General features: G+C 71.0%; 19 protein-coding genes. 14 read left to right on the top strand and 5 right to left on the bottom strand.

The features are described from left to right. Window positions 1-3: 3 nt before the first annotated feature. Entirely contained in the window at window positions 4-516 is a 513-nt protein-coding gene (gene tsaE, locus ACZ6ZP_RS32400) for a tRNA (adenosine(37)-N6)-threonylcarbamoyltransferase complex ATPase subunit type 1 TsaE (RefSeq protein ID WP_351172048.1), read from the top strand. A gap of 285 nt (window positions 517-801) precedes the next feature. Here tsaE and ACZ6ZP_RS32405 read toward each other — a convergent pair whose 3' ends face one another. After that, complete coding sequence (locus ACZ6ZP_RS32405; protein WP_351172051.1) at window positions 802-1,353, bottom strand: hypothetical protein; 552 nt, start codon at window positions 1,351-1,353, stop codon at window positions 802-804. A gap of 108 nt (window positions 1,354-1,461) precedes the next feature. Here ACZ6ZP_RS32405 and tsaB point away from each other — a divergent pair, with 108 nt between their 5' ends. The 6 genes from tsaB (at window position 1,462) to ACZ6ZP_RS32435 (ending at window position 5,846) form a co-directional block, all read left to right on the top strand. After that, a complete protein-coding gene (gene tsaB, locus ACZ6ZP_RS32410) occupies window positions 1,462-2,118 on the top strand; it encodes a tRNA (adenosine(37)-N6)-threonylcarbamoyltransferase complex dimerization subunit type 1 TsaB (RefSeq protein WP_351172054.1) in 657 nt (218 codons plus the stop codon). A gap of 29 nt (window positions 2,119-2,147) precedes the next feature. Continuing rightward, window positions 2,148-2,621, top strand: a complete 474-nt coding sequence (gene rimI / locus ACZ6ZP_RS32415; RefSeq protein ID WP_351172213.1) for a ribosomal protein S18-alanine N-acetyltransferase — start codon at window positions 2,148-2,150, stop codon at window positions 2,619-2,621. Beyond that, window positions 2,614-3,726 (top strand): tRNA (adenosine(37)-N6)-threonylcarbamoyltransferase complex transferase subunit TsaD, encoded by a 1,113-nt coding sequence (tsaD, locus tag ACZ6ZP_RS32420; protein ID WP_469409363.1) that lies wholly within the window; start codon window positions 2,614-2,616, stop codon window positions 3,724-3,726. The genes rimI and tsaD overlap by 8 nt, the downstream gene beginning before the upstream one ends. Beyond that, window positions 3,723-3,980 (top strand): hypothetical protein, encoded by a 258-nt coding sequence (locus ACZ6ZP_RS32425; protein ID WP_399984441.1) that lies wholly within the window; start codon window positions 3,723-3,725, stop codon window positions 3,978-3,980. Before tsaD ends, ACZ6ZP_RS32425 begins: the two co-directional genes overlap by 4 nt. A gap of 166 nt (window positions 3,981-4,146) precedes the next feature. Beyond that, window positions 4,147-4,503, top strand: coding sequence for a YciI family protein (locus ACZ6ZP_RS32430; protein WP_351172063.1), 357 nt, complete (start codon window positions 4,147-4,149; stop codon window positions 4,501-4,503). Between the two features lie 56 nt (window positions 4,504-4,559). After that, window positions 4,560-5,846: an RNA polymerase sigma factor gene (locus ACZ6ZP_RS32435; protein WP_366463631.1), complete on the top strand. Its 1,287-nt coding sequence runs from the start codon at window positions 4,560-4,562 to the stop codon at window positions 5,844-5,846. Between the two features lie 4 nt (window positions 5,847-5,850). Here ACZ6ZP_RS32435 and ACZ6ZP_RS32440 read toward each other — a convergent pair whose 3' ends face one another. Continuing rightward, entirely contained in the window at window positions 5,851-7,074 is a 1,224-nt protein-coding gene (locus ACZ6ZP_RS32440; RefSeq protein WP_469409365.1) for a class I SAM-dependent methyltransferase, read from the bottom strand. 91 nt (window positions 7,075-7,165) lie between these two features. Between ACZ6ZP_RS32440 and ACZ6ZP_RS32445 the strand changes: the two genes are divergently transcribed. The 4 genes from ACZ6ZP_RS32445 to groL all read left to right on the top strand — a co-directional run bounded on the left by ACZ6ZP_RS32445 (window position 7,166) and on the right by groL (window position 10,685). Beyond that, window positions 7,166-8,149, top strand: a complete 984-nt coding sequence (locus tag ACZ6ZP_RS32445; RefSeq protein ID WP_468613823.1) for a polysaccharide deacetylase family protein — start codon at window positions 7,166-7,168, stop codon at window positions 8,147-8,149. Then, window positions 8,146-8,448, top strand: coding sequence for a hypothetical protein (locus ACZ6ZP_RS32450; RefSeq protein ID WP_351172075.1), 303 nt, complete (start codon window positions 8,146-8,148; stop codon window positions 8,446-8,448). The genes ACZ6ZP_RS32445 and ACZ6ZP_RS32450 overlap by 4 nt, the downstream gene beginning before the upstream one ends. Before the next feature lie 186 nt (window positions 8,449-8,634). Further along, window positions 8,635-8,943, top strand: a complete 309-nt coding sequence (groES, locus tag ACZ6ZP_RS32455) for a co-chaperone GroES (protein ID WP_006347174.1) — start codon at window positions 8,635-8,637, stop codon at window positions 8,941-8,943. Window positions 8,944-9,059: 116 nt separating this feature from the next. Continuing rightward, window positions 9,060-10,685, top strand: coding sequence for a chaperonin GroEL (gene groL, locus ACZ6ZP_RS32460; protein ID WP_351172079.1), 1,626 nt, complete (start codon window positions 9,060-9,062; stop codon window positions 10,683-10,685). 169 nt (window positions 10,686-10,854) lie between these two features. On the opposite strand, the gene ACZ6ZP_RS32465 is transcribed toward groL, so the two are convergent. Both ACZ6ZP_RS32465 and ACZ6ZP_RS32470 read right to left on the bottom strand, forming a co-directional pair. Then, window positions 10,855-11,628, bottom strand: coding sequence for an SDR family NAD(P)-dependent oxidoreductase (locus ACZ6ZP_RS32465; protein WP_351172082.1), 774 nt, complete (start codon window positions 11,626-11,628; stop codon window positions 10,855-10,857). A gap of 9 nt (window positions 11,629-11,637) precedes the next feature. Beyond that, a complete protein-coding gene (locus ACZ6ZP_RS32470; RefSeq protein ID WP_469409370.1) occupies window positions 11,638-12,348 on the bottom strand; it encodes an MOSC domain-containing protein in 711 nt (236 codons plus the stop codon). A gap of 79 nt (window positions 12,349-12,427) precedes the next feature. On the opposite strand from ACZ6ZP_RS32470, the gene ACZ6ZP_RS32475 reads away from it, so the two are divergent. Then, window positions 12,428-13,324: a LysR family transcriptional regulator gene (locus tag ACZ6ZP_RS32475; RefSeq protein WP_351172088.1), complete on the top strand. Its 897-nt coding sequence runs from the start codon at window positions 12,428-12,430 to the stop codon at window positions 13,322-13,324. 22 nt (window positions 13,325-13,346) lie between these two features. On the opposite strand, the gene ACZ6ZP_RS32480 is transcribed toward ACZ6ZP_RS32475, so the two are convergent. Further along, window positions 13,347-13,697, bottom strand: coding sequence for a WhiB family transcriptional regulator (locus ACZ6ZP_RS32480; RefSeq protein ID WP_351172091.1), 351 nt, complete (start codon window positions 13,695-13,697; stop codon window positions 13,347-13,349). Window positions 13,698-14,077: 380 nt separating this feature from the next. Between ACZ6ZP_RS32480 and ACZ6ZP_RS32485 the strand changes: the two genes are divergently transcribed. Further along, a complete protein-coding gene (locus tag ACZ6ZP_RS32485; RefSeq protein ID WP_003948568.1) occupies window positions 14,078-14,689 on the top strand; it encodes a response regulator transcription factor in 612 nt (203 codons plus the stop codon). 266 nt (window positions 14,690-14,955) lie between these two features. Then, window positions 14,956-15,531: a sigma-70 family RNA polymerase sigma factor gene (locus ACZ6ZP_RS32490; RefSeq protein ID WP_055549856.1), complete on the top strand. Its 576-nt coding sequence runs from the start codon at window positions 14,956-14,958 to the stop codon at window positions 15,529-15,531. Window positions 15,532-15,582 lie beyond the last annotated feature (51 nt).

The raw sequence follows: 15,582 nt of genomic DNA on the forward strand, positions 1-15,582 counted from the left end.
GGCATGGAAGCACCGCACAACCCGGCCCCCGTGAACACGCTGGGCATCACCGTCACCTCCCCCGAGCAGATGGGCGACCTGGGCCGTCGCCTGGCCAAGCTGCTGCGCCCCGGTGACCTCGTGATGCTGACCGGCGAGCTCGGCGCGGGCAAGACGACACTGACCCGCGGCCTGGGCGAGGGCCTCGGCGTCCGGGGCGCCGTCACGTCCCCCACCTTCGTCATCGCCCGCGTCCATCCGTCCCTCTCCGACGGCCCGCCCCTGGTGCACGTGGACGCGTACCGCCTGGGCGGCGGGCTCGACGAGATGGAGGACCTCGACCTCGACGTCTCGCTGCCCGAATCGGTGATCGTCGTGGAGTGGGGTGACGGCAAGGTCGAGGAGCTCTCCGACGACCGGCTGCACGTCGTCATCGACCGTGCCGTCGGCGACACCACGGACGAGGTGCGCGAAGTGGCGCTGACCGGCGTCGGAACGCGGTGGGCCGAGGCCGACCTCACGCTGCTGTCGGCCTGAGCCTCGTCTTTTCGCCCGAACTTTCCGACAAGCCGTCGGCAAGATGTTGCGCGGCGCGCTCCGGGCGTGGTCACATGGATACCGGTACTGGTTAGGTCTACCTAACCACGTCTGCCCCCGGAGCCCAGGAGGCATCCATGTCGGCTTCAGAACGTGACGCACAGCCCCGGCCGCACGGGCTGTCGGGGCCATCGGGGATTTCCATGCGCGATCTGTTGGCGTCCTGCGCGGCCGCCAGCGCGGTCTCGACACCGCCGCGCGATCCCGCGCCCGCGGGGGACGTCCCTAGGGAACGACGACGACCTTCTTGCTGATCGTCGCGAACTCCCACATCGCGTTGCCGTCCTTGCGCGACTCGCGGATGCCGCCGGTCTTCTTCGACGGGTCCGGCTTCGGCGTCGAGCCGTCCACCGCCGCGCTGAAGCCGATCGCGATGCCGTCCACGTTCGCGAAGCGCACGACGTGCTCGATCGCCACGCCGTCCGTTCCGGTGACGGTGCCCGAGCGCGAGGTGACGGCGTACGTGCCGGGGACCGGGTCCACCGTGCTCGGCGTGACCTTGAACGTGCGCTGTGCCTTGCCGGATCCCGCGACCAGCCACACGCGGTCGTCGCCCACCGAGTAGACGACCCGCTCGCCCGCACCGGACTGCGCAGGGACCGCCGTCGGGTTCGCCTTGTCCTTGGGGGAGCGCGAGGCGGAGGCGGTGGGGGACTTGTCCGGCTTCTTGCCCAGGGAGTCCGGCGCGCTGGCCGAGGCCTGGTAGGCGAGGAAGCCGACCGCGGCGAGCGCGGCGGCGGTGAGCCCGGCCACGAATCCCGAGCTGCTCCTGGACAACTGCGCCACCCTCTTCGTACTCCGTACGGCTACGGGGTGACGTTAGCAGCAGGTGTGCGGCATCCTCGGTCGGCCGTGCTCCGGGCGCCGGAGCCGTAGGCTATTCGCGTGCTCTTGCTCGCTCTGGATACCGCCACTCCCGCCGTCACCGTCGCGCTGCACGACGGCTCGTCCGTCGTCGCAGCCTCCAGCCAGGTGGACGCCCGCCGCCACGGCGAGCTGCTGCTCCCCGCCGTCGACCGCGTGCTCGCCGACGCGGGGCTCAGACTCGACGCCGTGACCGGCATCGTCGTCGGCGTGGGCCCCGGCCCCTACACCGGTCTGCGTGTCGGCCTGATGACCGCCGACACCTTCGGCCTCGCGCTCGGCGTGCCGGTGCACGGGGTGTGCACGCTCGACGGCCTCGCGTACGAGTCCGGCATCGAGACCGGCCCCTTCGTCGTCGCCACGGACGCTCGCCGCAAGGAGGTCTACTGGGCGCGGTACGCGGACCCGCGCACCCGCCTCACCGAGGCCGCCGTGGACCGCCCCGCCGACATCGCGGACGAGGTGGCGGGCCTGCCCGCCGTCGGCGCGGGCGCGGTGCTCTACCCCGAGACCTTCCCGGACGCCCGCGCCCCCGAGCACGTGTCGGCGGCCTCGCTCGCGTCCCTCGCGGCGGAGAGGCTCGCCGCCGGCGAGGAGCTGCTGGCCCCCAGGCCGCTGTACCTGCGCCGCCCCGACGCGCAGGTCCCCAAGAACTACAAGGTGGTCACCCCCAAGTGACATCCGTGACGACAGTCGTCCTGCGCGAGATGCGCTGGTGGGACATCGAACCCGTCTTCGTCCTGGAGAAGGAGCTCTTCCCGGACGACGCCTGGTCGCGCGGCATGTTCTGGTCCGAGCTCGCCCACGCGCGCGGGCCGCTGGCCACCCGCCGCTATGTGGTGGCGACGGACGGGGACCGGCTCGTGGGGTACGCGGGGCTCGCGTCGGCCGGTGACCAGGCCGACGTGCAGACCATCGCGGTGGCCCCGAGCCACTGGGGCACGGGGCTCGGCTCCCGGCTCCTGACCGATCTGCTGTGCGCGGCCACCGCCTTCGAGTGCGGCGAGGTCATGCTCGAGGTGCGGGTCGACAACACCCGGGCGCAGAAGCTGTACGAGCGCTTCGGCTTCGAGCCCATCGGCTTCAGGCGCGGCTACTACCAGCCGGGCAACGTGGACGCCCTGGTGATGCGTCTGACCGATCCATCGACATCCGTACAAGGAACCGACACCCATGGCTGACTCGCGCGACCAACCTCTCGTTCTCGGCATCGAGACCTCCTGTGACGAGACCGGCGTCGGCATCGTCCGCGGCACCACGCTGCTCGCCGATGCCATCGCCTCCAGCGTCGACGAGCACGCCCGCTTCGGCGGTGTCGTGCCCGAGGTCGCGTCGCGGGCGCACCTGGAGGCGATGGTGCCGACCATCGACCGCGCCCTGAAGGAAGCGGGCGTGTCGGCGAAGGACCTGGACGGCATCGCGGTGACCGCGGGGCCCGGTCTCGCGGGCGCGCTGCTCGTGGGCGTCTCGGCGGCCAAGGCGTACGCGTACGCGCTCGGCAAGCCGCTCTACGGCGTGAACCACCTGGCCTCGCACATCTGCGTCGACCAGCTGGAGCACGGCACGCTGCCCGAGCCGACGATGGCGCTGCTCGTCTCCGGCGGCCACTCCTCGTTGCTGCTCTCCACCGACATCACCTCGGACGTACGCCCGCTGGGCGCGACCATCGACGACGCGGCGGGCGAGGCCTTCGACAAGATCGCGCGGGTGCTCGACCTGGGCTTCCCCGGCGGTCCCGTCATCGACCGGTACGCGAAGGAGGGCGACCCGAAGGCGATCGCCTTCCCGCGCGGTCTCACCGGGCCGCGCGACGCCGCGTACGACTTCTCCTTCTCCGGCCTGAAGACCTCCGTCGCGCGCTGGATCGAGGCCAAGCGGGCCGCGGGCGAGGAGGTTCCCGTCCGTGACGTGGCGGCGTCCTTCCAGGAGGCGGTCGTCGACGTGCTGACCCGCAAGGCCGTGCGGGCCTGCAAGGACGAGGGCGTGGACCACCTGATGATCGGCGGCGGCGTGGCCGCCAACACGCGGCTGCGCGCGCTGGCGCAGGAGCGGTGCGAGGCGGCCGGCATCCGGCTGCGGGTGCCGCGGCCGAAGCTGTGCACGGACAACGGCGCGATGGTGGCCGCGCTCGGCGCGGAGATGGTGGCACGCAATCGCTCGGCGTCCGACTGGGACCTGTCGGCCGACTCCTCGCTGCCGGTGACGGAGCCGCACGTGCCGGGCCACTACCACGGCCATGACCACGACCACGTGCACGAGGTCAGCAAGGAGAACCTGTACTCGTGACCGTCGCGCTGATGTGGGAGGCCCGCGCCGTCGAGGGCCGGGGCGAGGAACTGCTCGCGTGGGCCCGCGCCCAGCCCCTGGAGGGCACCCCGGTCCGCCGCGAGAGCTTCCGCGCCCCTCAGGACCGCGTCCTCGTCCTGACCTGGTGGGACGCCGCGTACGACGCCGACCTGCCCGAGCTGCCTGAGCCCGCGCCGGAGCTGGTGACGCGGGCGGTGCACCGGTGGCGCTTCGAGTCGGCGGGCCTGGACTGACGCGGCGACGCACGCCCGCGAATCCGCCCCCGGAAGAAAGTCCCGGAAATTTCCAAGACGGTGTCGATCGGGACGCCTGCCGTTCGACGCAGAGGTGAGAGGCGGGGGAAAGCCCCGCCCGTCGCGTGACCGGCAGGGCGCGCGACAGCCGAACGGAGACATGATCATGCCGCGCTTCCTGACGATGATCCGGGTCGACGAGAAGAACTCTCCCGAGGGCGGACCCAGCCCCGAGATGGGCGAGCGCATGGGCGCACTGCTCGAAGAGATCACCAAGGCCGGGGTGATGCTCGACACCGCGGGCCTCACGCCGAGCGCCCAGACCACCCAGGTGCACTGGAAGGGCGGGCAGGTGTCCGTCACGGACGGTCCGTTCACCGAGGCCAAGGAGGTCGTCGGCGGCTACTCGATCACGCAGTGCAAGGACAAGGCCGAGGCCGTCGAGTGGGCGAGCCGCTTCCTGAAGACCCACGACGAGCACTGGACCGTGACGGCGGAGGTCCGGGAGATCATCGAGGGCTGACGCGGCCGGTACCGGACCTTGGCGGTGCCCCGCGCAGGGTGCTCTGATGGGTGGCCGTGACGGCCCACTCTTCAGAGCACCCCCGCCAGGACGCTCCGCGCAGCGCCATCGAGACCGTCTTCCGGATCGAGTCCCCGCGCCTCGTCGCCGGTGTCGCGCGGATCGTGCGCGACGTGGGCATAGCGGAGGAGCTGGCCCAGGACGCGCTGGTCGCCGCGCTCGAGCAGTGGCCGCAGGCCGGTGTCCCCGACAATCCGGGCGCCTGGCTGATGACCACCGCCAAGCGCCGCGCCATCGACCTCGTACGCCGCAGGGAGCGCTACGCGCGCAAGCTCCAGGAGATGGGCCGAGACCTGGCGGCGGCCCCGCCGCACGTCGACGAACCCGCCGAACCCGCCGACCCCGACGACATCGACGACGATCTCCTGCGCCTGGTCTTCACCGCCTGTCACCCGGTGCTCTCCGCCGAGGCCCGCATCGCGCTCACGCTGCGGCTGCTCGGCGGCCTGACGACGCCGGAGATCGCCCGCGCGATGCTGGTCCCCGAGACGACGGTGGCCCAGCGCATCGTGCGCGCGAAGCGCACCCTCGCCGCCAAGGGCGTGGCCTTCGAAGTGCCGTACGGAGCCGAGCGCGAGGGCCGGCTCGGGTCGGTGCTCGACGTCATCTACCTCATCTTCAACGAGGGGTACGCGGCCACGGCGGGCGACGACTGGCTGCGGCCTTCGCTGTGCGAGGACGCGCTCCGCCTCGCCCGTGTCCTTGCCGGTCTGATGCCGCGCGAGCCCGAAGTGCACGGCCTGGCGGCGCTGTTGGAGCTCCAGGCGTCCCGCGCGGCGGCGCGCACCGGACCGAAGGGCGAGCCGGTGCTCCTGGCGGACCAGGACCGCCGCCACTGGAACCTGCCGCTGATCCGGCGTGGCTTCGCGGCGCTCGCCCGCGCGCACTCGGCGGCGCCGGGCGCGGCGGGCCCGTACGCTCTGCAGGCCGCGATCGCCGCCTGCCACGCGAACGCCTCCTCGTACGAGGACACGGACTGGTCCCAGATCGCCGTGCTGTACGAACTCCTCGCGGCCCGCACTCCCTCACCCGTGATCGAACTGAACCGCGCGGTGGCGGTGTCGATGGCATCGGGCCCGGCGGATGCGCTGCGCCTGGTGGACGCGCTCGCGGACGAACCCGCCCTGAAGGACTACCACTTGCTGCCGAGCGTGCGGGGCGACCTGCTGGTGAGGCTGGGGCGGGCGGCGGAGGCGCGGGAGGAGTTCGAGCGTGCGGCGGGGCTCACGCGCAACGAGCGGGAGCGGGAGCTTCTGCTGGGGCGGGCCGGAGAGTGCGGGTAGTTCCTCAAGCGCCGGAGGGGCCGCTCTCCGTGACCGGGTGTCCGATCAGCATGGCCGGCGCCCCCGCCACCCGCGTCAGGAAGACCGTCGCCGAGTTCTTGCCCTGCGGCTTCACCTTCCGGCGCAGCTCCTCCGGTTCCACCGCGGAGCCCCGCTTCTTCACCGTCAGGATTCCGACCTCGCGCTCCCGGAGGAGTGCCTTCAACTTCTTGACGCCGAAGGGCAGTTGATCGGTGATCTCGTACGCCACCGCGTACGGCGTCGCGTGTAGCGAGTCGGAGGTGACGTACGCGATGGTCTCGTCGATCAGGCCGCCCTCCACCCGCGCGGCCACCTCCGCCACCAGATGCGCACGGATGACGGCGCCGTCCGGCTCGTACAGATAGCGCCCCACCGCCCGCACCTGCGGGTCCGGCAGCATCGCGTCGAGCGGTGACCACAAGGAGGCGCCCGAGGGCAGCAGCGTCGCGCGGTGCGATGAGGGGGCGTCCGTGCCGAACCACAGCACGGCCTCCTTCACGTCCCCGCCGTCCGAGATCCACTCCGCGGCGGCCTCGGCGGGCACCGCCTCGTGCGGAATGCCGGGAGCGATCTTCAGGGCCGCGTGCGGGGCCTTGCGGGCGGCCTGGACGGCCCAGGAGAGGGGCGGGGAGTAGGCCTCGGGGTCGAAGATGCGGCCCCGTCCGCCGCGCCGCGCCGGGTCCACGAAGACCGCGTCGTACGAGGTCGTGTCGACCTCGGTGACATCGGCCTCGCGGACTTCGATCAACTCGGCGAGTCCCAGGGCGTCCGCGTTCGCGCGCGCCACCGCGCAGGTCAGCGGGTCGCGGTCGACGGCGAGGACGGCGATCCCGGCCCGCGCGAGGGCGATCGCGTCGCCGCCGATGCCGCAGCAGAGATCGGCCACGCTCCGGACGCCGAGGGACTCGAAGCTCTCGGCTCGGTGCGCGGCCACGCTCGTACGGGTCGCCTGCTCGACGCCGTTGGGCGTGAAGAACATCCGCCCCGCGTCCTCGGCCCCGAACTTCGCCACCGCCCGCCGGCGCAGCCGCGCCTGTGCGAGCACGGCCGTGACCAGCTCCGCCGGGTGCTCGCGGCGCAGGCGGGTGGCGACGGCCAGCTCCCGGGCCGGATCGGCCTCCCGCACCTCGTCGAGATCGAGCAGGGACCGGCCCTCGGCGGTGAGCAGCGCGGCGAAGGAGGTCAGGGCGGCGTCGAGGTCGTTCACCCGGCCCATTGTGGGCCAGTCGGTGGATGGTGCGCGCCCGGCGGCGGTGTCGCCCCTGTGGCACGCCTGTGAGCTGCAAAGATCCGGCGCCATGCAACTAGTACGACAAAACGACAAATTCAGTGCAAGACGGAAGGGCCGGGGGTGGGGTCCGGAGCGGGTCCGGGCGAGGGGCCGCATGTCGGGTCGTGTACGGGGCCGGGTGCGGGTCGGGGCCGCCGTGCTGACCGCCGCCGCGATCGCCTCCGGCTGTGCGTCGGGCGCCGACGGCGGCGCCAACCCCGCCCCCGGCCAGCAGCGCCTGGACGCGCCGCCCGCCCGCGCCCTCGACTCCTACGCCCAGAAGCTCCGCGTCGCCCAGGTCGCCCGCGCCGCCGCCGCGAAGCGCTGGGGACTGGCGAAGACCCCGCTGGCCGCACCGGCCGCCCCGGCGAAGAAGCCGTTGATCACCACCCGCAAGGGGTTCGAGGTCAAGGGGCAGGCGGGCCTGCCGCCCGTCTTCACGACCATCCCGACCAAGAAGAAGATCGTCTTCCTGACCATCGACGACGGCGCCGAGAAGGACCCGGCGCTGCTGAAGATGATGAGCGAACTGAAGATCCCGTACACCGCGTTCCTCAGCGACTACCTGGTCAAGGAGGACTACGGCTACTTCAAGAAGATGCAGTCCCGCGGTGTCTCGCTGAACAACCACACCCTCAACCACCGCTACATGCCGGGGCTTTCGTACGCGGGCCAGCGCCGCGAGATCTGCGGCATGCAGGACACCATCCAGAAGCGCTACGGCAAGCGGCCCGAGCTCTTCCGCCCGCCGTACGGCAACTACAACGTGGACACGCTGCGCGCCGCCAAGTCCTGCGGCATCAAGGCGGTCCCGCTGTGGGCGTCCGAGGCCTTCCCCAACCGCATGGACTGGCGCGAGTGGGACCGGGACCTGCACCCCGGCGACATCATCCTCACGCACTTCCGGGGGCGCGAGGACTGGAAGGGCACGATGCCCGACATGGTCCGCAAGGTCATGAAGACGGTCACCGACAAGGGGTACGCGGTGGCCAGGCTGGAGGACTACCTGTGACCGGGCGGGCGCGGGCGCACCACCACGTCGCCGCGGCCCTCGCGGCGGCCGTGCTCGCGCCCGCGCTGCTCACGGGGTGCGCGCAGTCGGTGGACCCGATCGAGCGGCTCGGCAGGAAGGCGGCGGAGAAGGTTCCCAGGCCGAAGCAGGCGTCACCGTCCGCCTGTGCGCCGCCCGCGGGACCGCAGAAATCCGGGCGGCGCCTGGCCACGGAGACGGAACCGCCCGCTGCCCCGGAGCGTTGCCCCGAGGGGCGTGGGGCCACCCCCGTACCCCTGAAACGCACCCCGTCCGGATAAGACCCGCGTCAGCGAATTAGCAGTCCGCTTGACCGAGTGCTAATCGGCGTCCTAGTCTCGGCGTTGGCACTCACCACTGGAGAGTGCCAACAGCGACGGGCAGGTCCGGCACCCGCGACGACGGATCCACCTGGTCGCCACCCCAGACTGTTAACCCCGTAGATCTCCGAAGGGGGAGACCGGATCGTGACGACCGCCAGCTCCAAGGTTGCCATTAAGCCGCTCGAGGACCGCATTGTGGTCCAGCCGCTCGACGCCGAGCAGACCACGGCCTCCGGCCTGGTCATTCCGGACACCGCGAAGGAGAAGCCCCAGGAGGGTGCTGTCCTCGCTGTGGGCCCGGGCCGCTTCGAGAACGGCGAGCGCCTGCCGCTCGACGTCAAGGTCGGCGACGTCGTTCTGTACAGCAAGTACGGCGGCACCGAGGTGAAGTACAACGGCGACGAGTACCTCGTCCTCTCGGCCCGCGACGTGCTCGCGATCGTCGAGAAGTAATTCACCTGCTTCACCAGTTTTGATTTTGAGCTGCGCCCCTGGTCACCCCGCTGATTGCCGGGCGGCGAGGGGCGCAGTTCGTTAAACCCGAGTTTCGAGAGGGCTGAACCGCTCCCATGGCGAAGATCCTGAAGTTCGACGAGGACGCCCGTCGCGCCCTCGAGCGCGGCGTCAACAAGCTTGCCGACACGGTCAAGGTGACGATCGGCCCCCGCGGCCGCAACGTCGTCATCGACAAGAAGTTCGGCGCCCCCACGATCACCAACGACGGCGTCACGATCGCCCGTGAGGTCGAGGTCGAGGACCCGTACGAGAACCTCGGCGCGCAGCTCGTCAAGGAGGTGGCGACCAAGACCAACGACATCGCGGGTGACGGCACCACCACCGCGACCGTGCTCGCCCAGGCCCTGGTCAAGGAAGGCCTGCGCAACGTAGCCGCCGGCGCCTCCCCGGCCGCCCTGAAGAAGGGCATCGACGCCGCCGTCAAGGCTGTGTCCGAGGAGCTTCTCGCGACCGCGCGCCCGATCGACGACAAGGCCGACATCGCGGCCGTCGCCGGTCTGTCCGCCCAGGACCCGCAGGTCGGCGAGCTCATCGCCGAGGCGATGGACAAGGTCGGCAAGGACGGTGTCATCACCGTCGAGGAGTCCAACACCTTCGGCCTGGAGCTGGACTTCACCGAGGGCATGGCCTTCGACAAGGGCTACCTGTCCCCGTACATGGTGTCCGACCAGGAGCGTATGGAGGCCGTCCTCGACGACCCGTACATCCTGATCCACCAGGGCAAGATCTCGTCCATCCAGGACCTGCTCCCGCTGCTCGAGAAGGTCATCCAGACCAACGCCTCGAAGCCGCTGCTGATCATCGCCGAGGACGTCGAGGGCGAGGCCCTGTCGACCCTGGTCGTGAACAAGATCCGCGGCACCTTCAACGCCGTCGCGGTGAAGGCCCCGGGCTTCGGCGACCGCCGCAAGGCCATGCTCGGTGACCTCGCCACCCTCACCGGCGGCACCGTCATCGCCGAAGAGGTCGGCCTCAAGCTCGACCAGGTCGGCCTGGACGTGCTCGGCACCGCCCGCCGCGTGACCATCACCAAGGACGACACCACCGTCGTCGACGGCGGCGGCGACGCCTCCGAGGTCGCGGGCCGCGTCAACCAGATCAAGGCCGAGATCGAGTCCACGGACTCGGACTGGGACCGCGAGAAGCTGCAGGAGCGCCTGGCGAAGCTCGCCGGTGGCGTCTGCGTGATCAAGGTCGGCGCCGCGACCGAGGTCGAGCTCAAGGAGAAGAAGCACCGTCTGGAGGACGCCATCTCCGCGACCCGCGCCGCGGTCGAGGAGGGCATCGTCTCCGGTGGTGGCTCCGCTCTGGTGCACGCCGTCAAGGTCCTCGAGGGCAACCTCGGCAAGACCGGCGACGAGGCCACGGGTGTCGCGGTCGTCCGCCGCGCCGCCGTCGAGCCGCTGCGCTGGATCGCCGAGAACGCCGGCCTCGAGGGCTACGTCATCACCTCGAAGGTCGCCGAGCTCGACAAGGGCTTCGGCTTCAACGCCGCGACCGGTGAGTACGGCGACCTGGTCAAGGCCGGCGTCATCGACCCGGTCAAGGTCACCCGCTCCGCCCTGGAGAACGCCGCGTCCATCGCGTCGCTGCTCCTCACGACCGAGACCCTGGTCGTCGAGAAGCCGGCCGAGGACGAGGGCGACGCCGCGGGCCACGGGCACGGTCACTCTCACTGACCCGTCGCTCCGCTGAGCTGAGCCGAGGCCCGGTGCCCCCTCGGGGGCGCCGGGCCTCGGTGTTTTTCGGATTCTCGTCTGCCGGGTTCCGCGCCGGTGCCGACCGCGTGTCGCGGTCCGCCCTCGCGCAGTTCCCCGCGCCCCTGACGGGGCGCTCCTTTGGGAGCTCTTACTGCGGGCCGTACTTGCGGCCGGTACGGGAGGTCACTCCGCCCAGCAGCGCCCTCGGCGTCACCTTCACCACGCCCATCAGCGCCTTGTAGCGGGGGTCCGGGATGGACAGGGTCTTGCCCCGCGCCAAGTCGGAAAGCGCCGCCGCGACCAGCTTGTCCGCGTCGAGCCACATCCACTTGGGGATGTTGGACGTCCCCATCCCGGCCCGCTCGTGGAACTCGGTCCGTACGAACCCGGGGCACAGGGCCATCAGCCGCACCCCGGAGCCGGCCAGGTCCTTCGCCGCGCCCTGCGTGAACTGCACGACCCACGCCTTCGACGCGCCGTACGTCCCGCGCGGCACGAACGCCGCCACCGACGCGACGTTGACGACGCCGCCGCGGCCGCGCTCGCGCATCGACTCCGTCGCCGCCGACGTCAGGCGCAGCACCGCCTCGCAGTGCACCTTCAGCATCGTCAACTCGTCCTCGATGGACACCTCCAGGTACCGGCCCTTGTTGCCGAACCCGGCGTTGTTCACCAGCAGGTCGACGGGGCTCCTGCGGTCCGCGAGCCGCTTCTCGACGGCGGCGATGCCGTCGTCCGTCGCGAGGTCCGCGGTGAGGACCTCGGCCTCGATGCCGTGCCGGTCGTGCAGTTCGGTCGCCTGTTCCCGCAGTCGCTCGGTGTTCCGTGCCACCAGGACCAGGTTGTGGCCGTCACCGGCGAGCCGCCGGGCGAAGGCCGCGCCGATACCGGCGGTCGATCCCGTAATCAGAGCCGTAGTCATGGCCCAAGGCTAGTGAGATCCGGTGACCGCCGTGTTACCCGGATGGCCGTCGGGACCGCCGTGCTTCTCCGCGTACTTCCGAGCCGTCTCGATCAGCTCGGGATGCAGCGCGTCCCCGGCGGCGAGCAGGCTCGGCAGCAGGTGCTTCTCCGTCATCACGGCCCTGAACTGGAGAGCGACGGTGATGTCGTGCGCCGGCCGGTGCACGACCTCGATCGTGTCCCCGCCCTGGATCTCACCCGGTTCGATCACCCGCAGATAGGCGCCGGGAGCGCCCTGTCGGGTGAAGCGCTTGACCCATTTCGTCTCGCCGAGATGGCCCTGGAACGTCTGGCAGGGAATGCGGCCCGACGTCACCTCGAGGAGCAGATCGGGGCCGACGCGCCAACGCTCGCCGATCTTCGCGCCGTTCACGTCGAGCCCGGACGTCGTGAGGTTCTCGCCGAAGGAGCCGTTGGCCAGCGGACGGCCGAGCAGACGCTCCCACTCGTCGAGGTCCTCGCGCGCGTAGGCGTACACCGCCTGGTCGTCGCCGCCGTGGTGCCGCCGGTCGCAGACCTCGTCCCCGGCCACCCCGCTCCCGGCGGCCCCCTTCGCGCCGGGAGCCGCCACCCGAACGGCCCCATCGGCGGGCTGCTTGTCGATGCCGGTGCCGCCCGAGGGAGCGTCGGTGTACTCCACGGCTTTGAACCGGCCCAGATTCACGGAGAGAAGCTTCATGGCGGAAGGCTAGGCGAGCTCGCTCAAAGTGGCGACGCATTATTGGGCGTTCGCCCCAAGCGTCACTTATGCTTCATTCATGATCGAGGCCCGTCATCTCCGCGTCCTGCGTGCCGTCGCCGCCACCGGCTCCTTCTCGGCCGCCGCGCGCGAGCTCGGCTGCACCCAGCCCGCCGTCAGCCAGCAGATGAAGGCGCTCGAAGCCTCCGCGGGTACGACGCTGCTGATCCGCACCGGGCGCGAGATGCGCCTGACCCAGGCGGGCGAGGCCCTGGTCCGGCACGCCGCCGGGATTCTGGCGGGGCTGACCGCCGCCGAGGAGGAGGTCGCCGCGATCGCGGGCCTGCGGGCGGGCCGGGTCCGCCTGGTCTCCTTCCCCAGCGGCAGCTCGACGCTGGTGCCGAGCGCGCTCGCCGCCCTGCGTGCCGCGCACCCCGGCACCCGGGTCTCGCTGGTGGAGGCCGAACCGCCGCGCTCGGTGGAGATGCTGCGCGAGGGCGACTGCGACGTGGCGCTCGCCTTCCGGTACGACGGCGCGTCCGCCGCCGAGGAATGGGACGACCTGGTCGTGCGCCCGCTGCTCGCCGACCGGCTCGTCGGCCTCGTGCCCGAGGGGCATCGGCTCGCCAGGGCGGATTCGGTCGCCATCGGGGAGCTGGCCGACGAGCCGTGGATCGCGGGCTGTCCGCGCTGCCGCAGGCAGCTGGTCGAGGTCTGTGAGGGGGCGGGATTCGTGCCCCGCATCGACTTCGCGACGGACGACTATCCGGCGGTGATCGGCCTGGTCGGCGCCGGCCTGGGAGTGGCGGTGCTCCCCGAGCTCGCCATCGAGTCCGTACGCCCCAAAGGTGCACGCACAGTGACGGTGGAGCCTGCCGTCCAGCGCGAGATCGTCGCGCTCACCCTGCCGGATCTGGCGCAGGTGCCCGCCGTGGCGGCCACCCTGGACCACCTGGCGCGGGCCGCGGAGCGCTGAGCGCCCGCGAAGAAACGTTCCTTCAAGTGCGCGTGACCATGCCGCCGCTCGACGAGGAAGCCGACGCCGACGGCGCGGACGTCGTGACGAGGCGGTTGCGGGCGCGGCCCATGAGCTCCTCGCGCTCGTCCTCGGTAAGACCGCCCCAGACGCCGTACGGCTCCCGTACCGCGAGGGCGTGAGCGGCGCACTCCGCGCGTACGGGGCACCTCATGCAGACCTCCTTGGCGGAGTTCTCACGTGCGCTGCGTGCCGCGCCCCGCTCGCCCTCGGGGTGGAAGAAGAGCGAGCTGTCGACCCCCCGGCAGGCGGCGAGGAGCTGCCAGTCCCAGAGATCTGCGTTCGGTCCGGGAAGGCGGGAGAAATCTGCCATTGCTTGTCTCCTGGTAGCCGTTCTGCGCGGATACGGTGCCCATGACCGTACATCTACTGTCTAAGGAGATGAAAATATGACTCATTGGAAAATCTAGCCACAGACACCAGCAAAAGGGAAGGAAGGCGGCTAAATGGGGCATGGGTTGTGATGAAAGGTTGAGGGTCTCTTGCGCTGCCTGCTCTGTGTCCGCGCCCTCACGTAGAGTGCCGAACGTGGCCCACCGCCCCGTAACTCTTTCGGGTGACCGTCGTTGAGAGTGCGAGGCGGTTGAAAGAACAAGCGCTCGGGCAGATGTCCGAGAGCGTCAACCGCACAGGTGACGAATATGTACCAGCCTGGAGGCTCAAGGTGACGCGCATCAGCTGCGGAGGGCGGCCATGACATCCGTCCTCGTCTGCGACGACTCCCCGCTTGCCCGAGAGGCGCTCCGCCGCGCGGTCGCGACCGTGCCCGGCGTCGAGCGCGTGACGACAGCGGCCAACGGCGAGGAAGTCCTCCGCCGCTGGGGCGCCGACCGCTCGGACCTGATTCTGATGGACGTACGCATGCCCGGACTGGGCGGCGTCGAGACGGTCCGGCGGCTGCTGTCCGCCGACCCCGGTGCGCGCATCATCATGCTCACCGTGGCCGAGGATCTGGACGGTGTCGCGCTCGCGGTCGCCGCCGGTGCCCGCGGCTATCTGCACAAGGACGCCTCGCGCGCCGAACTGCGGGCGACCGTGACCCAGGCGCTCGCCGACCCGACGTGGCGGCTCGCTCCGCGCAGACTGCGCTCGGCCGAGATGGGCGCGGCGCCCACACTCACCGCGCGTGAGATCCAAGTGCTCGAGGGCATGAGCCACGGCCGGTCGAACGCCGAGATCGGACGTGAGCTTTTTCTCTCCGAGGACACGGTCAAGACCCACGCCCGGCGGTTGTTCAAGAAGCTCGGCGCCTCGGACCGCGCGCACGCCGTGGCGCTCGGTTTCCGCTGGGGCCTGGTCCGATAGGTGTGCCGCCGTGCGGGCACGGCGACCCCCGCCCGCCGTGTGGTGGGCGGGGTGACGGACGCCCGTCGCTCCCTCTCGCGGGAGCGGTTGCCGTTGCTTCGCCGCCGATGCCGCATCCTTGAGGTGTGGAGTTCCTCGGGGACAGGTCGGTCGAGCGGGAGGGGAGGGCGCACGAGATGAGTTCCGGCGCACCTGCTCATAACGCTTCGGTGCACAACTACGGACGTGGTGCCACGGATCAATCGGCGCCAAGGCACCATGGACCGATGCGCGATGACAAGACGACGGTGATCGGTGCCCTCGTCCTTCGCGCGGTCGAGGGTGATGAGCAGGCCACGCACGATCTGCTGGCTCATGTGCACCCCCTGGCGCTGCGGTACTGCCGCACGCGGCTCTCCCGACTGCCGGGTGACGCACGGCACTTCGTGGAGGACCTGGCGCAGGAAGTGTGCGTCGCGGTCCTCCTCGCCCTGCCGCGTTACAAGGACACGGGGCGCCCCTTCGAGGCCTTCGTCTTCGCGATCGCCGCGCACAAGGTCGCCGACCTGCAGCGCGCGGCGATGCGCCATCCCGGTTCCACGGCGGTGCCGTCGGACGAGATGCCGGAGCGGCCCGACGACTCCCTCGGTCCCGAGGAGCGCGCGCTGCTCAGCAGCGACGCCGAATGGGCCAAGAAGCTCATGGCCAACCTTCCGGAGAACCAGCGCGAGCTGCTGCTCCTGAGGATCGCCGTCGGGCTCACCGCCGAGGAGACCGGGCAGATGCTGGGCATGTCGCCGGGGGCCGTGCGGGTCGCGCAGCATCGCGCGCTGAGCCGGCTGCGGGCACTGGCCGAGCAGTAACGATCACCGGTCGCCCGATCGTCGCCTTCCCTGTCCGTTCATGACGTATGA

The sequence above is a fragment of the Streptomyces sp. NPDC054047 genome, from assembly GCF_055585065.1.

Coding starts and splice junctions, on each gene's coding strand:
- ACZ6ZP_RS32480 (WP_351172091.1), bottom strand. CDS start 13,697: ATGGCAGATTTCTCCCGCCTTCCCGGACCGAACGCAGATCTCTGGGAC.
- ACZ6ZP_RS32465 (WP_351172082.1), bottom strand. CDS start 11,628: ATGACTACGGCTCTGATTACGGGATCGACCGCCGGTATCGGCGCGGCC.
- ACZ6ZP_RS32485 (WP_003948568.1), top strand. CDS start 14,078: ATGACATCCGTCCTCGTCTGCGACGACTCCCCGCTTGCCCGAGAGGCG.
- ACZ6ZP_RS32490 (WP_055549856.1), top strand. CDS start 14,956: ATGCGCGATGACAAGACGACGGTGATCGGTGCCCTCGTCCTTCGCGCG.
- rimI (WP_351172213.1), top strand. CDS start 2,148: ATGCGCTGGTGGGACATCGAACCCGTCTTCGTCCTGGAGAAGGAGCTC.
- ACZ6ZP_RS32470 (WP_469409370.1), bottom strand. CDS start 12,348: ATGAAGCTTCTCTCCGTGAATCTGGGCCGGTTCAAAGCCGTGGAGTAC.
- groL (WP_351172079.1), top strand. CDS start 9,060: ATGGCGAAGATCCTGAAGTTCGACGAGGACGCCCGTCGCGCCCTCGAG.
- tsaD (WP_469409363.1), top strand. CDS start 2,614: ATGGCTGACTCGCGCGACCAACCTCTCGTTCTCGGCATCGAGACCTCC.
- ACZ6ZP_RS32430 (WP_351172063.1), top strand. CDS start 4,147: ATGCCGCGCTTCCTGACGATGATCCGGGTCGACGAGAAGAACTCTCCC.
- ACZ6ZP_RS32475 (WP_351172088.1), top strand. CDS start 12,428: ATGATCGAGGCCCGTCATCTCCGCGTCCTGCGTGCCGTCGCCGCCACC.
- tsaE (WP_351172048.1), top strand. CDS start 4: ATGGAAGCACCGCACAACCCGGCCCCCGTGAACACGCTGGGCATCACC.
- ACZ6ZP_RS32445 (WP_468613823.1), top strand. CDS start 7,166: ATGCAACTAGTACGACAAAACGACAAATTCAGTGCAAGACGGAAGGGC.